10 protein-coding genes, 2 tRNA genes and 3 rRNA genes are annotated in these 16398 nt (G+C 43.9%); 4 read left to right on the forward strand and 11 right to left on the reverse strand.

Annotated elements, in window-relative coordinates; all coding sequences use genetic code 11:
- Positions 1–50: 50 nt before the first annotated feature.
- From groL to IPL34_RS01300, 4 genes are all read right to left on the reverse strand, one after another.
- Entirely contained in the window at positions 51–1688 is a 1638-nt protein-coding gene (groL, locus tag IPL34_RS01285; RefSeq protein ID WP_296836554.1) for a chaperonin GroEL, read from the reverse strand.
- A 58-nt stretch (positions 1689–1746) separates the two neighbouring features.
- A complete protein-coding gene (locus tag IPL34_RS01290) occupies positions 1747–2037 on the reverse strand; it encodes a co-chaperone GroES (protein WP_296836556.1) in 291 nt (96 codons plus the stop codon).
- 173 nt (positions 2038–2210) lie between these two features.
- Positions 2211–2693: an FxsA family protein gene (locus IPL34_RS01295; RefSeq protein ID WP_296836558.1), complete on the reverse strand. Its 483-nt coding sequence runs from the start codon at positions 2691–2693 to the stop codon at positions 2211–2213.
- A gap of 113 nt (positions 2694–2806) precedes the next feature.
- On the reverse strand, positions 2807–4774 hold the full coding sequence (locus tag IPL34_RS01300; RefSeq protein WP_296836559.1) for an EAL domain-containing protein: 1968 nt from the start codon (positions 4772–4774) through the stop codon (positions 2807–2809).
- A gap of 477 nt (positions 4775–5251) precedes the next feature.
- Between IPL34_RS01300 and IPL34_RS01305 the strand changes: the two genes are divergently transcribed.
- The 4 genes from IPL34_RS01305 to IPL34_RS01320 all read left to right on the forward strand — a co-directional run bounded on the left by IPL34_RS01305 (position 5252) and on the right by IPL34_RS01320 (position 8945).
- Positions 5252–5584, forward strand: a complete 333-nt coding sequence (locus IPL34_RS01305) for an H-NS histone family protein (protein WP_296836561.1) — start codon at positions 5252–5254, stop codon at positions 5582–5584.
- A 242-nt stretch (positions 5585–5826) separates the two neighbouring features.
- Positions 5827–6147, forward strand: coding sequence for a divalent-cation tolerance protein CutA (gene cutA / locus IPL34_RS01310; protein ID WP_296836562.1), 321 nt, complete (start codon positions 5827–5829; stop codon positions 6145–6147).
- The gene (dsbD, locus tag IPL34_RS01315; RefSeq protein WP_296836567.1) at positions 6147–8564 is read left to right on the forward strand and encodes a protein-disulfide reductase DsbD; all 2418 of its coding nucleotides are present in this window, start codon (positions 6147–6149) and stop codon (positions 8562–8564) included. Before cutA ends, dsbD begins: the two co-directional genes overlap by 1 nt.
- A 195-nt stretch (positions 8565–8759) precedes the next feature.
- Entirely contained in the window at positions 8760–8945 is a 186-nt protein-coding gene (locus IPL34_RS01320; RefSeq protein ID WP_296836570.1) for a PA3496 family putative envelope integrity protein, read from the forward strand.
- Here IPL34_RS01320 and hda read toward each other — a convergent pair.
- From hda to IPL34_RS01355, 7 genes are all read right to left on the reverse strand, one after another.
- The gene (gene hda, locus IPL34_RS01325; protein ID WP_296836573.1) at positions 8942–9640 is read right to left on the reverse strand and encodes a DnaA regulatory inactivator Hda; all 699 of its coding nucleotides are present in this window, start codon (positions 9638–9640) and stop codon (positions 8942–8944) included. The genes IPL34_RS01320 and hda overlap by 4 nt on opposite strands.
- Complete coding sequence (locus IPL34_RS01330) at positions 9637–10707, reverse strand: AI-2E family transporter (protein ID WP_296836577.1); 1071 nt, start codon at positions 10705–10707, stop codon at positions 9637–9639. The genes hda and IPL34_RS01330 overlap by 4 nt, the downstream gene beginning before the upstream one ends.
- A 142-nt stretch (positions 10708–10849) precedes the next feature.
- Positions 10850–10965, reverse strand: a 5S ribosomal RNA gene (gene rrf, locus IPL34_RS01335).
- Positions 10966–11142: 177 nt separating this feature from the next.
- Positions 11143–13850 (reverse strand): 23S ribosomal RNA (locus IPL34_RS01340).
- Between the two features lie 434 nt (positions 13851–14284).
- Positions 14285–14360: transfer RNA gene (locus IPL34_RS01345), tRNA-Ala, on the reverse strand.
- A gap of 11 nt (positions 14361–14371) precedes the next feature.
- A tRNA-Ile gene (locus tag IPL34_RS01350) sits at positions 14372–14448 on the reverse strand.
- A gap of 68 nt (positions 14449–14516) precedes the next feature.
- Positions 14517–16011, reverse strand: a 16S ribosomal RNA gene (locus IPL34_RS01355).
- Together the 16S, 23S and 5S rRNA genes with 2 tRNA genes alongside form the textbook arrangement of a ribosomal RNA operon.
- Positions 16012–16398 lie beyond the last annotated feature (387 nt).

The following is a 16398-nucleotide window of genomic DNA, read 5'->3' on the forward strand; positions in this document are numbered from 1 at the left end:
CAGTTGCGGGCTTTTTGTATTAGCAAGGCTGGTTAAGCGTAATCAGATGCTTACATCATACCGCCCATGCCACCCATGCCGCCCATATCAGGCATTGCTGGAGCATCTTTCTTCGGTAGTTCGGCAACCATCGCTTCAGTCGTGATAATTAAACCCGCTACTGATGCAGCATTTTGTAATGCTGTACGCGTTACTTTAGTAGGATCGAGGATACCCATAGCAATCATATCGCCATACTCAGAAGTACGTGCGTTATAACCATAGTTACCTTGACCGGCTTTAACAGCATTCAGTACTACTGATGGCTCATCACCAGCATTATCACAGATTTGACGTAAAGGTTCTTCCATAGAGCGTAAAGCAATTTGGATACCCATATCTTGATCGTGATTTTCGCCTTTTAAGCCAGCAATAGCTTGTAAAGCACGTACTAGAGCCACACCACCACCGGGTACAACACCTTCTTCTACCGCTGCGCGAGTGGCATGTAGAGCATCTTCTACGCGTGCTTTCTTCTCTTTCATTTCGACTTCAGTAGCAGCACCCACTTTAATTACTGCCACACCGCCTGCTAATTTAGCTACGCGTTCTTGTAATTTTTCACGATCATAATCAGAAGTAGTGACTTCGATTTGAGCACGGATTTGATCAACGCGTGATTTAATATCATCAGCATTGCCAGAGCCATCGATAATCGTGGTGTCTTCTTTAGTGATCACTACGCGTTTAGCTTGACCTAGATCATTTAAAGTCACTTGATCTAGGCTCATGCCCACTTCTTCAGAAATCACCGTACCGCCTGATAGGGTAGCGATGTCTTGTAACATGGCTTTACGACGATCACCAAAACCGGGCGCTTTTACCGCAGCTACTTTCACAATACCGCGAATATTGTTCACCACTAAAGTGGCTAAGGCTTCGCCCTCGATGTCTTCAGCGATAATCACTAAAGGACGCCCCGCTTTGGCAGCACCTTCTAAAGCTGGGAGCATATCACGGATATTAGAGATTTTCTTGTCGTGTAACAGAATAAAAGGATTCTCTAATTCAGCCGTCATATTTTGTTGGTTATTAACAAAATAAGGAGAGAGGTAGCCACGATCAAATTGCATACCTTCTACTACTGCTAATTCGTTCTCTAAAGAGTTACCTTCTTCAACGGTAATAACGCCCTCTTTACCAACTTTATCCATCGCTTCAGCAATAATGTTACCGATAGACTCATCAGAGTTAGCAGAAATAGTACCAACTTGAGCAATAGCATTATTATCTGCACAAGGCTTAGACATACCGTGTAATTGCGCTACAGCAGCAGTTACTGCTTTATCAATACCGCGCTTTAAATCCATTGGATTCATGCCCGCAGTGACTGATTTCATGCCTTCACGCACAATCGCTTGCGCTAATACCGTTGCAGTGGTCGTACCGTCACCGGCTGCATCAGAGGTTTTAGAAGACACTTCTTTGACTAACTGAGCGCCCATATTCTCGAATTTGTCTTCTAATTCGATTTCTTTCGCAACAGACACACCGTCTTTCGTTACGGTTGGCGCACCGAAAGACTTTTCTAATACAACATTACGACCTTTTGGACCTAAGGTTACTTTCACTGCATTCGCTAACACATTGATACCACGTACCATACGGGCGCGAGCATCATCACCAAAACGTACTTCTTTAGCACTCATTTTTTATTCCTTTCTAAGCCTGATTTCTGAAGGTATTAAACTAAAATACTGGAAGCGCTTAAGCTTCAATCACGGCTAAAATGTCTTCTTCACGCATGATTAATAACTCTTCGCCATTAACGCGAACGGTTGTACCTGCGTATTTACCAAATAATACGGTGTCGCCTTCTCTTACTTGTAAGGGAGCACGTTGATTGTCATTACCTAATTTGCCAGGACCTGTTGCTAATACTTGACCGCGATCAGGCTTTTCAGTCGCATTATCAGGGATAATAATGCCGCCTGCTGTTTTACGTTCTTCTTCTAAACGACGCACCACAACGCGATCATGCAAAGGACGAATGTTCATGGATGACTCCTCTAAACTTCAAATAAGGTAGTTAAATAATCACAACACTACGATGAAGCTTATATATATTTATTAGCACTCACCGTTAATGAGTGCTAATAATAAGGATAGAGTCTATGATGTCAAGGGTGGGATGATAATTTTCTTACACTATTCACTGGAGTCATGCGCTTTTAGTCCTTGCGCACATATTCACCCTCATAGTCATAGTGTGTCTGACCATGAGGTTTTATAGTAATTTGTTCAGGTGGGATGACACGAGCCTCTGTATGATAAGTGGCTGTATGAGCAGTACTTTTCATTTTTTGGCTCACTAACACTTTTAAAATAGCGCGACGTGTCACAGGAATTAGCAACAACAAACCGATTACATCACTAACAAAGCCCGGAATTAACAGCAATAAGGCAGCAATCCCTACCATTAGCCCCTCTAAAACCTCTAAGGTCGCGGTTTTGCCACTTGATACGGCACTCATGACTCTCTGCACAGTAGCTAGTCCCTCAAGACGTAATAAATAGCTTCCTGCAATAGTCATGACGATCAGGAGTAATAGGGCTAATAAGTAGCCAATTGCTTGTCCCACTTGTATAAAAGTGAAAATTTCAATAGCTGGAATAAGAATTAAGATCACCGCCAAAAAGGGGAAACGGTTCACAGTACTATCCTTAACTGAAGAGTTGGTGAATAAGTTAATGGATACTACCTTATGATCAAGCCACCTTGTTAGGCAAGTTTACCTTGCAAAAAGTGCTTATTCGAGGCTTAAGCTTATTCACGTCTCGCTAAACTAGGAGGCTGGATGCCATTGGCACACAACTCTAAAAAGGGATAAGGCTTACCACAGTAAAAACCCTGAGCAAAGTTAATCCCAATAGTACGTAACTGATCTAAAGTTTCCCCGTCTTCAACTAGCTCGGCAATAGTATGTAGCTTCATCACCTGTCCTACCTCATGCACTGCCTTGATCATTGCTGCATCCACAGGACTAGAGACTAAGTTGTGCACAAAATTACCATCAATTTTTAGATAGCTCAGTGGCAAATCACGAATATAGCTCAACGATGAAAACCCACTGCCAAAATCATCTAAGACTAAACTCACCCCTAATTGGCTCAACGACTTCATTAAACGTTTGGTATGAACAAAATTGGCAATAGCGACCGACTCAGAAATTTCAAAACAGAGTAGTTTAGGGTTGGTTTGCCATTGGGCTATTTGCTGCTTAATATAGTCAAATAAATCAATATCTTGTACTGCTTGCGAAGATAAATTAATCATAAAGCGCGGCTCAATACCATTGGCTACTTTCAGGTCGTGTTGGGACATTAATTGAAAGACACGCCGAATAATCCAACGATCAATCCGCGCCATCATATCTAATCGATCAGCTGCGGGTAAGAAACTGCCCGGACTTAGTATTGTTTTTTTATAAGGCAAACGTAGTAAGATTTCAAAATGCACATAAGGGCTGCACACCTGATCTTGGAGCGGAAAAATCGGCTGCACAAATAACACAAAATGATCTTGTGTCATGGCATCTTGTAGTAGTTTAGCCCAATCAGTGCGCATGGATTCGGACTCAAACACTTTAGTATTGGCAGGTTGCGCCATATGCACCGAAATCTGGTTCCGTCCTAATGCTTTGGCGGCATAACACGCTTTATCTACTGAGGCAAAGGTTTCACTAATCTCACCTTTATAATCGGGCTTAATCTCTAATACCCCAATACTCGCCGCCACGTTAAACACTTGCCCCTTCCAACTAAAACGAAACCCACGCAATTCATGTTGAATGGACTCCATAATATGAATGCCTTTATCTAAGGCACATTTCTCTAATAGAATGGCAAACTCATCCCCGCCCATCCGTGCAACTTTATCGGTACGCCTTACCGCTCTTAAAAAGATCTGTGCAACTTGCTTTAACAGCTCATCTCCGGCTTGATGACCACTGGTATCATTCACTACCTTAAAATTATCTAGATCTAGGGAAACTAACACATGAGTATTGAGACTTTCCCCATTATTTTGAATCAGTTGTGCGACATACTGCTCAAAGCTGCGCCTATTCATTAAGCCTGTGAGAGGATCATGCGCCGCTTGACGATATAGGCGACTAATCACTTTGCGCTCAGAGCTAATATCACGAAAAATAAAAATGATTAAATCTGTTTGAATGGATAGGCGAGTGGTATGCAGTTCTAAAAAACAGATTTGACCGGTTTTAGTAGTTAACTTAACATGCTCAAACTGAAAATGTTGTTCAGGATCACCTTGTAAATTAAGCTCTAAAACTTGCTGAGTCGAAAGGTGATTACCCTCTAATTTCAACACTAAATCAATGGGTTTGAGTCGTGCCTCTTTATAAGTAAACTCTGTAAGGCGCTGAGCATGGTTATTAATATATAAAATAGTCCCCTCTAAAGTGGAGGCAATTACTCCTCCTGCTAAAGCATCTAAAATCCACTCCGCTTGTTGAATAGAGTTAATGTCTTTAAAGGTTAGTGGGGTATTAGTAGTTTTATCAAACGTAACATTTCTAATTAAATCAGCTTGATACTCTCTATAGCTATAGAGAGTCGCTAAAATGATGTAAGCCGCTATTGCTAAAACAGCAATACTCTGTAGCACTAAGGCTTCGTTAGATAGCTGTTGGAGGTTAAAAAACAAACTACTGCCTCCAGCCACTATACCTAACAGCCCCAAAATAGCCAAAATAGGTTTGAACACCTGCATTACATCACCGGAATCGTTGTTATTGTTATCCACAAGCTTAGAGTGTAGCAGTTTAGTCAGCCTACTGTTGTACTAAGGGAGTAAACGGTCATTAAAATGGTCTGCTAATTAATTCCACTAGCCCACTTAATCTACTCCAGCAAAAGTACTCCACACTAATGTTATAAGGTGCTGACTAAGCCCATTTTATCTACACGATTTATGAACGAGCTTGTAATTGACTAGCGACTGATTAACATAAACCCCACTATTCTATAAGATACTCCGTGCGACAGTGCTGTACTTCATATTAAAAGTTCTTTAAACCCTCTAAGTAATTAGCAAAAGTTATCGCTCTAAACTCTTCAAACCTGAAATCGGTATCTGATCGAAAGCTATTTTATTATTAGATGGATATTAAATCTTGACAATTTGAAAACTCCATGATGATATTAATAGGCCAATCTAAATATCATGTTTTAAATTAGGATAGAAATTGTGAGTGAACTAGAGCAAAAAATTAAAGATTTAACTGTAGCTGAGTTAAACGAGTTAAAGGATATTATTGAAGTGGTAATTGAACGGCGTAAGCGTGAAGAAATAGCCGAGTTACGCCGTCAAATCGACGACTTACTGGGTAATAGCGGTATTACTTTAGAAGAGATTCAAAATGCCAAAGCTCCTAGTAAAATAGTACGCCCTAAATATCGTAATCCTGAAGACCCATCGCAAACTTGGACAGGTCGTGGCCGTCGTCCTACTTGGTTGGATCAAAAGATTTCTTCTGGACGTGAACTGGATGAATTCTTAATTCCGGAAGACCAGCAATAATTGTCAAGCACCTTTAGAGTGTATTTAGAGGTCTAATTAAAGGGCTATGCTGATTAATTCAAGTATAGCCCTTTATTTTTAGCTTATTAATAATGCTTGTAGCATAACCACAACACTTATTTATCAAAGTGGTAAGAAAACCATATGGTTTTCTAGGGTCGATTCGATTAAGATTTTCCCCACCTAAGATTCATGATCTCTACTATCTAATCACCTCGCTCTATAGGGTTTGAACAAAGCTAATGACAGCAAATCACCTTATATTACTGACTAGTTGGCCTGATTTAACAGCCGCTCAACAAGCCGCTAAGCTCTTTGTCGAGCAACACCTAGCCGCTTGTGTCAAGTTAATACCCCAAGCTCAATCTTTTTATATTTGGGATAACCAACTAGAAGAAAGCACTGAAACGATATTAATCATAAAAACAACACAACAACAGTATCAGGCTTTGCAAGAAACTCTTATCCGCATACATCCTTATCAGGTACCTGAGTTAATTGGGTATCCTGCTAGTCATGGCTTACCTGCTTACTTAGCTTGGATCGAACAGAGTACTCAATAATGAGAATAATCTTACTATTCGTTTTATGGCTTTGTAGCTATGGTTTCACTAATGCCTACGCAGAGAATAAACTGATTCCTCCTGAACAAGCATTTAAGCTAACAGTCGCTGAGACTTATGGAGGGCTGGATGCTTACTGGGAAATAGCGCAAGGCTATTATATCTATAAAGATAAGATCGAATTTATCGTTGAAACCCCCGGAATCCAGACCACTGAGATTGAATTTCCAGAAGCGGAAATTAAACAAGATCCCACCTTTGGCAATGTAGCGGTTTATCACGAGTCTTTTTCTCTGACAGTACCTTTAAAACGCGAAGGCCCTGCACGTAATCCCCTAGAGCTAGCTTTAAAAGTAAAATATCAAGGCTGTGCAGATATTGGATTATGTTATCCACCTATTAATAAAATTATTAAAGTGAATCTAGGGGCGGAGGCAGAGGAATTAGGTGAACCTTCAACTCCACCTAATAATGAAACCGATACTGCACCAGACTCTACTTCATCTAATTCAAACTCTACTTCGAGCACACCTGATACAGCTCCTACCCCTCAACCGGAACCGAGTACTCCACCACAGACTGAATTAGCTGAACAAACTGCTCCCGTTAGTACGAATAAAGTGGAGCCTATTGCTAGATCTAAAAACGCTAAAAATGCACTCAATGCCGAGCAGGCTTTCCCGTTTGAGGTCAATGCAGTTGATAAACATACCGTACAAGTAAGCTGGAAGGTCGGTAAGGGTTATCATCTGTATAAAAATAAAATTAAATTCGCTTTAGAGGAAAACCCTAGCACGACCAGTTTAGGCGAAATCGTTTATCCACAAGGTGAAGTGATCAATGACGAGTTCTTTGGGCGTATTGAGGTTTATCCTAGAGATACCAGTATTGTTATTCCTATTAATTACCAAGGTAATGCACCTTCTATTAACTTAGTGACCCACTATCAGGGCTGCTCGAATGAAAATGGGGTGTGCTATCCCCCACAAACAATACGCTCTACTATTGATTTAGCAGCCGCTACTATTCCTGAGTTCAGTGCAGTAAAACCTGTCTCACAGTTAGCAGCTCCCTTACCAAGCCCTAGTGCTGCTGAAACTGAAGCCGAAGAAGTATCCTCTTTATTAGAAACTCGTAACTTTTTAGGGGTATTAACAGGATTCTTTTTAATGGGGCTCGCTTTAGTCTTTACGCCCTGTATCTTCCCCATGATACCGATTCTATCAGGCATTATCGCCGGTTCGGGTAATATCTCCTCACGTAAAGCGTTCCTATTGTCTCTAGTTTATATTCTTGCTAGCGCTACTGCTTACGCGTTTATAGGTGTGATGTTTGGTTTCTTTGGAGAAAATATCCAAGCCACCTTGCAACACCCTGCTGTTATTTCAGCCTTCGCTGCCTTGTTCGTTTTATTATCCCTTTCCATGTTTGGGTTTTATGACCTACAAATGCCTGCCAGCATTCAAAGTCGTTTGAGTGAGGTGAGTAATCGTCAACAAGGCGGTAGTTTCCTTGGCGCTGCCATCATGGGCTTCCTCTCAACCTTGATTGTAGGCCCTTGTACCGGTCCAGTTTTGACGGGTGCTTTGACTTATATTGCAGATAGTCATGATGCTGTTTTAGGGGGAGCCGCTTTATTCACCATGGGCTTTGCCATGGGCTTACCTTTATTAGTGGTAGGGACATCGGCTGGGCACTTAATGCCTCGTGCAGGTGCTTGGATGGACACTACCAAAGCCATCTTTGGCATTATGATGCTAGGTATGGCTATCTTCATGTTACAACGCATAGTGCCGTATGAAGTGACGATGGCTTTAACCAGTATCTTATTGATTACCTCTGGTATCTATATGGGCGCTTTAGACAAATTACATGAGGAAATCAATGGCTGGGATCGTTTTTGGAAGAGCATAGGGCTGATTATATTCCTATACGGTTTGCTTATTTTATTCGGTGTAGCTAGTGGTAGTCAGAACCTTTTACAACCCCTAAAAGGCATATTCAACATGGCTCCCACGGGTTTGATTATGCAACCAACTAATTTAGCCTTTAAAGATATCAAGAATCTTGATGAGCTAGAGCTAGCCTTAGGAGAGGCTAGTGCTAACAAAAAAATTGTTATGTTAGATTTTACGGCTAAATGGTGTATCGAGTGTAAACGGATGGAAGCCAATGTATTTAGTGCGCCTGAAATTATTCAAGCAGCTAAAGGCTTAGTGTTGCTTAAAGCAGACGTAACCGATGAGACAGAGAGTAATCGAGCTTTTCAAGATGCATTCAAAGTCATAGGCCCTCCCACCATTTTATTCTTTGGTCCCGATGGCTTGGAATCGGCAGAGCACCGTATCACAGGGTATATGCCACCTGAGCGTTTCTTAGCTCATCTTGATAATTTAAAAAAGGCCATGCGACAATAATTTTTCTTGCTTAGCTGCCTAACATCGCCTAAAAAGAGAACTCAAAATTTATGGTAAACACGGCTCAGTAGGAACTCAGTGCCTATTCAGCTTTGCTTCCTATACTGATCAAAAAATCCACTTTAGTGTGGGGGATTAGTATGCGTATGTGTTGTTAGCTTTGCCGAAGGGAAAGGCTTTATAGGAGAAAGTATCATGCGTGACAATAATAACGATGACTACATCGATGAGGCTGAAATTGACACTGATAAGTTAGTGAACAATGATGCTAGTAAAAACAAGCCGCATGTTGTTAGACGTAATATTGAAGATTTACTTGAGCGTCAAGCACTGCGTAAGCGTTTAAAAGATATTTATGATGATGATTTTTTAAGTGACTAACATTTAAAATCTTGGAGCGCTTGTTGGGCGAAAGGACGGGTAATTTTTCTACCTTCTTTTAAACTGCGCCGATCTAAGTGCTCCAAAACTGCATTTAAACACCCCATATTTCCAGCGTAATGCTTAATAATATAATCTATAACACTATCGGTTAACTCAAACCCACGTTGTAGCCCTAACCATTTTAATGCTGAAGGTAAATCCTCTGGTTTTAAGTGCTCAAGTTTGTAAGTAAGCCCCCACTTTAAGCGTTGTACCAAATCATCCAGCTCACAAATCAAAGTAGCAGGTGGGTTAGCCGTGCTTAGAATTAACTGTTGTTTGCGATAGTAGCGCTCATTGATGAGACCATACAAAGTTTCTTCCCAAGTGACATCACCTAACACGCGCTCAAAATCATCAATCACTAAGGTATCAAAATGCTCCATTCCTACTAATACTTTGGAACCATAAGCAGCTAAGGTTTTGAGGGGCACATAAAACACACTTTTTTGATGTGCATAGGATTGATTACAAAAGGCCTGTAGTAAATGTGATTTACCTGCACCATGCTCACCCCAGAGTAATAATTGACTGAAACGTGCAGATTCCACTTGCTTTAGTAGTTCAACTAACTCCCGATTATCAGCAGTCAGATAAAAGTTATCGAAAGAGTAATGGGTTTGTAAGTTTAAATTAAGTGGTATTTGATTCATGGCTGGGTGTCATCGACCTTATATAAGTAGCTTTGTCTATAGGTGCTTATAATATAACGTAATACTACCGCAATAATAGCAGTTACGGGTAATGCCAATAAGATCCCAACAAAACCAAATAGCTCTCCACCTGCCATAATCGAAAAAATGACTATGACTGGATGTAAACCAATTTTATCCCCTACTAATAAAGGCGTAAGCACAAAACTCTCAACCAACTGCCCTAAACCAAAAACAGCAAATACTCCTAATAAATCACCTAAACTTTGCGTTTGGAAAATCACTGCCAAACAGGCCAATAAGAGTCCAATAATGACTCCTAGATAAGGTACAAAACTCACTAGACCCGCAATTATTCCTATTAAAACACCAAATTCTAAGCCTACTAAAGATAAACCTAGAGCGTAGATAAACCCTAACACTACCATTACCGAGAGCTGACCCCGTAAAAAAGCACCTAGCACTTGATCGGATTCAATAGTTAACCGAGTAACAATAGGCTCAATACTTCTGGGTAATAAGTCATGGATATAAGCTACTAATCTGTCCCAATCCCGTAACAAATAAAAACTAATTAAGGGAATGAGCGCTAAATTTGCCAACCATTCTAATAATACAAAACCTGATTTAGAGACTGTCTGCAAGGTATTTTTAATAAAACCACCTGTGCTACGCCAATTAGAAGCAATAATTTCTTTTAGACGCTCAACCTCAAAAACACTTAAATCGATATTAAAATTCTTTTCTAAAAACGGACCTAAGGTACTGACTCCCCAGCTAATATAACCCGGCAGAACCTCCAAAAGCTTCCTTAATTGAGTCTCTATAATAGGGATAATTAAGAGTAAAATAATGAGAACAAGAAAAAAACCTAACAGAAAAACAATAGTTACTGCGGCTGTGCGAGATAAACCTTTTACCTCAAGACGATCTGTCACAGGATCAAGCAAGTAGGCAATGAGCGCACCTGCCAGAAATGGCATTAGAATAGGTTTTAATAAATAGACTATGCTTAGGAAAGCTACTAATAATATGAGCCATAAGATAGACTTATTATTTAGCAACATGCTGCACTACTCTCAATTAGACTTATCTACTTTTAAAAATAACTGAGAATATAACATGAATGAAAGTAGAATGATGATGTATTTAACTACCAAAATAAAAAAGCCCCGAACATATATAATCATGCTCAGGGCTTGAATAACAGCTTGGCACTGACCTACTCTCACATGGGGAAACCCCACACTACCATCGGCGATACTGCGTTTCACTTCTGAGTTCGGGATGGGATCAGGTGGTTCCACAGCTCTATAGGTACCAAGCAAACTTGAAGGGTATCGATGAAGCATGTGCTTATTAGGTTGGTCTATTTCACCAACAGGGCTTCATCACCCAATCTAGGAAAGTCATCAAACGTGTGTACTTATCTACTGAGTACCGTAGATGCTACCCGCACCCCAGTACCCTCAATCTCAACCGCGCAAACCGCTACGGGTTATAGAATCAAGCCTCACGGGCAATTAGTATGGGTTAGCTTCATACATTACTGCACTTCCACATCCCACCTATCAACGTCGTCGTCTCCAACTACTTTAGGAGAGTCTAGCTCTCAGAGAGTTCTCATCTTGGGAGGGGCTTCCCGCTTAGATGCTTTCAGCGGTTATCCCGTCCGCACATAGCTACCCAGCAATGCCACTGGCGTGACAACTGGTACACCAGAGGTGCGTCCACTCCGGTCCTCTCGTACTAGGAGCAGCTTCCCTCAAAACTCTAACGCCCACGGCAGATAGGGACCGAACTGTCTCACGACGTTCTGAACCCAGCTCGCGTACCACTTTAAATGGCGAACAGCCATACCCTTGGGACCTGCTTCAGCCCCAGGATGTGATGAGCCGACATCGAGGTGCCAAACACCGCCGTCGATATGGACTCTTGGGCGGTATCAGCCTGTTATCCCCGGAGTACCTTTTATCCGTTGAGCGATGGCCCTTCCATGCAGAGCCACCGGATCACTAAGACCTACTTTCGTACCTGCTCGACGTGTGAGTCTCGCAGTCAAGCGTGCTTATGCCTTTACACTATCCTCTCGATTTCCGACCGAGATTAGCACACCTTCGCGCTCCTCCGTTACTCTTTGGGAGGAGACCGCCCCAGTCAAACTACCCACCATGCACTGTCCTAGATACGGTTATATCTTAGTTAGAACGCCGAACATACCAGGGTGGTATTTCAACGGTGGCTCCACTCGAACTAGCGTCCGAGCTTCTAAGCCTCCCACCTATCCTACACAGGCAGGTTCAGCGTTCAGTGCAAAGCTGTAGTGAAGGTTCACGGGGTCTTTCCGTCTAGCCGCGGGTGCCGCCGTTTACCGGGGCTTCGATCAAGAGCTTCGCCTTGCAGCTAACCCCATCAATTAACCTTCCGGCACCGGGCAGGCGTCACACCCTATACGTCCACTTTCGTGTTTGCAGAGTGCTGTGTTTTTGATAAACAGTCGCAGCTGTCTGGTCTCTGCGGTTCAGTAGCTATTCACCACCAGAGGCGTACCTTCTCCCGAAGTTACGGTACCATTTTGCCTAGTTCCTTCACCCGAGTTCTCTCAAGCGCCTTGGAATTCTCATCCAGCTCACGTGTGTCCGTTTGCAGTACGGTTCAGTTATACCTGAAGCTTAGAGGCTTTTCTTGGAAGCGGGGCATCGACTACTCATGTCCCGTAGGACACTCGCCATCACGCCTCAGTATTAAGATCCCGGATTTGCCTAAGATCTCTACCTAAACGCTTAGATACACATCCAATAGTGTTCTAGCCTAGCCTTCTCCGTCCCCCCATCGCAGTATAACTAAGTACGGGAATATTAACCCGTTTCCCATCGACTACGCATGTCTGCCTCGCCTTAGGAGCCGACTAACCCTGCGCCGATTAACGTTGCGCAGGAAACCTTGAGCTTTCGGCGGACGGGTTTTTCACCCGTCTTATCGTTACTTATGTCAGCATTCGCACTTCTGATACCTCCAGCAAACCTTCCAGTTCACCTTCACAGGCCTACAGAACGCTCCTCTACCACTTGCCTTACGGCAAATCCCTAGCTTCGGTATATGGCTTAAGCCCCGTTGAATCTTCCGCGCAGGCCGACTCGACCAGTGAGCTATTACGCTTTCTTTAAAGGATGGCTGCTTCTAAGCCAACCTCCTGGTTGTCTGGGCCTTCCCACATCGTTTCCCACTGAGCCATAATTTTGGGACCTTAGCTGAGGGTCTGGGTTGTTTCCCTTTTCACGGCGGACGTTAGCACCCGTCGTGTGTCTCCCATGCTCGCACTTCTCGGTATTCGGAGTTTGCAATGGGTTGGTAAGCCGGTCAGGGCCCCCTAGCCATAACAGTGCTCTACCCCGAGAGTGATACATGAGGCTCTACCTAAATAGATTTCGAGGAGAACCAGCTATCTCCGAGCTTGATTAGCCTTTCACTCCGATCCACAACTCATCCCCTGGCTTTTCAACGACAGTGGGTTCGGACCTCCAGTACCTGTTACGGCACCTTCATCCTGGTCATGGATAGATCGCCCGGTTTCGGGTCTACACCCAGCGACTGAACGCCCTGTTCAGACTCGCTTTCGCTACGCCTCCCCTATCGGTTAAGCTTGCCACTGAATGTAAGTCGCTGACCCATTATACAAAAGGTACGCAGTCACCCCGTAGGGCTCCACTGCTTGTACGTACACGGTTTCAGGGTCTATTTCACTCCGCTCTCCGCGGTTCTTTTCGCCTTTCCCTCACGGTACTGGTTCACTATCGGTCGGTCAGTAGTATTTAGCCTTGGAGGATGGTCCCCCCATCTTCAGACAGGATTTCTCGTGTCCCGCCCTACTTAATATGTCCTCTATGACGTTTCGTGTACGGGGCTATCACCCGCTATGGCCATCCTTTCCAGAATGTTCCACTACCCCATAAAGATTCGGCTGTTCCCCGTTCGCTCGCCACTACTGAGGGAATCTCGGTTGATTTCTGTTCCTACAGGTACTTAGATGTTTCAGTTCCCTGCGTTCGCTTCCTGTTCAGGATACTCTACATGTAGAGTGGGTTTCCCCATTCGGACATCCATGGATCAATGCTCGTTTGCAAGCTCCCCATGGCTTTTCGCATGCTACAACGTCCTTCGTCGCCTCTGACCGCCTAGGCATCCACCGTGTACGCTTAGTCGCTTGATTCTATAACCCTTAACGGTCTATTGTTCCTTTTGCTGTTGCATGATACTGTATCAGTGTCTAGAGTCGGGTTAAAAAGGATTATTGCTAAGGCTTTTTAATCACTTCCTTCATGTCGTAAGGTTGCCCTATCTTCATGATGGATACTGTCAGTAGGCTTCATGCCGCACAATAGCCAGGTTATAGTACAACTATAACTTGAACGATTTTGCTTGAGATTGTTTTGTTCTTAAGTGCGTTACCACTTAAGCTTAGTTTACTCTCGCTTGATGCTTTCCTATTTTGTTAAAGAACTCAGCTATAATCTTTTTATAGCTGATTTGGCTAATGCCATATAATAACACTCAACCCCTGTTCAGTCTCACTGAAGGTGTCGAATGCTCTTATATCGCATTAGTCGCTTAAGTACCTAGACCTGACCGTCGTCAACGCTAAGATGGTGGAGCTAGACGGGATCGAACCGACGACCTCCTGCGTGCAAAGCAGGCGCTCTCCCAGCTGAGCTATAGCCCCTTTTAACCGAGTGGTGGGTCTGACAAGACTTGAACTTGTGACCCCACGCTTATCAAGCGTGTGCTCTAACCAACTGAGCTACAGACCCTCGCGTCCCAGTTAGGCTCGGGTACTTTCAAATAAACTTGTGGGGGTGCTCGAATCATCCTTGCTCTTAAAGGAGGTGATCCAGCCGCAGGTTCCCCTACGGCTACCTTGTTACGACTTCACCCCAGTCATCGGCCACACCGTGGCAAGCGCCCTCCTTTCGGTTAAGCTACCTGCTTCTGGTGCAACAAACTCCCATGGTGTGACGGGCGGTGTGTACAAGGCCCGGGAACGTATTCACCGCGACGTTCTGATTCGCGATTACTAGCGATTCCGACTTCATGGAGTCGAGTTGCAGACTCCAATCCGGACTACGACCGGCTTTCTGGGATTTGCTCCACCTCGCGGTCTCGCGTCCCTCTGTACCGGCCATTGTAGCACGTGTGTAGCCCAACCCGTAAGAGCCATGATGACTTGACGTCATCCCCACCTTCCTCCGGCTTGTCACCGGCAGTCTCCCTAGAGTTCCCACCATGACGTGCTGGCAACTAGGGACAGGGGTTGCGCTCGTTGCGGGACTTAACCCAACATCTCACGACACGAGCTGACGACAGCCATGCAGCACCTGTGTACAGGTTCCTTGCGGCACTCCCCAATCTCTCAGGGATTCCTGCCATGTCAAGGGCTGGTAAGGTTCTTCGCGTTGCATCGAATTAAACCACATGCTCCACCGCTTGTGCGGGCCCCCGTCAATTCCTTTGAGTTTTACTCTTGCGAGCGTACTCCCCAGGCGGTCAACTTAATGCGTTAGCTGCACCACCGAGTCCTAAATCGAACCCAACGGCTAGTTGACATCGTTTACAGCGTGGACTACCAGGGTATCTAATCCTGTTTGCTACCCACGCTTTCGCACCTCAGTGTCAATGTTGGTCCAGGAAGTCGCCTTCGCCACTGATGTTCCTTCCGATCTCTATGCATTTCACCGCTACACCGGAAATTCCACTTCCCTCTCCCACATTCTAGTCTACCAGTATCAGATGACCTGCCTAGGTTGAGCCCAGGGATTTCACATCTGACTTAATAAACCACCTACGTGCGCTTTACGCCCAGTAATTCCGATTAACGCTTGCACCCTCCGTATTACCGCGGCTGCTGGCACGGAGTTAGCCGGTGCTTCTTCTCTAGGTACCGTCATCTTCGTCCCTAGCGAAAGTGCTTTACAACCCGCAGGCCTTCTTCACACACGCGGTATTGCTGGATCAGGCTTGCGCCCATTGTCCAATATTCCCGACTGCTGCCTCCCGTAGGAGTCCGGACCGTGTCTCAGTTCCGATGTGGCTGATCATCCTCTCAGACCAGCTATGGATCGTCGCCTTGGTGAGCCTTTACCTCACCAACTAGCTAATCCAACGCAGGCTCATCCAATAGTGGCCGAAGCCTTTCCTCCGTAGAGCGTATGCGGTATTAATCTGGATTTCTCCAGGCTATCCCCCGCTACTGGGTAGATTCCCACGTGTTACTCACCCGTGCGCCACTCTAGGCCCCGAAGGGCTTACCGTTCGACTTGCATGTCTTAAGCATACCGCCAGCGTTCAATCTGAGCCAGGATCAAACTCTTCAGTTTAATCTTGTGCTGATTCATCCAGTCACTGACAACGTTAAACGCCTTCAATAACCGCTAACCAGCGTGTTTCTTTGCTCAGAATATATAATAGTGAATTACTTTCTTGACGAAAGTGAATACTTGATACATTCTGTTATTACAGATGATTCAAGCACCCACACAAGTTTATTTGTTTGCTTTTTAAATAACACATCAAATCATGTTTGATGTTAGCTCGCTTATTCTACGCTGAGTTTTATGTTTGTCAACATGTATTTTCAGTCTTAGTTAAGTTAGCTATTTTATTTATTTTAACTAAACGTTTGATTTTAAACTATAAAATCTTGTCTAGTTCGGCAACTTGCAGTGTACTGCTTGCTGCGAGGTGCGTATATTAGCTATGCGCTT

The organism is Thiofilum sp., assembly GCF_016711335.1.
Taxonomy (GTDB): Bacteria; Pseudomonadota; Gammaproteobacteria; order Thiotrichales; family Thiotrichaceae; genus Thiofilum.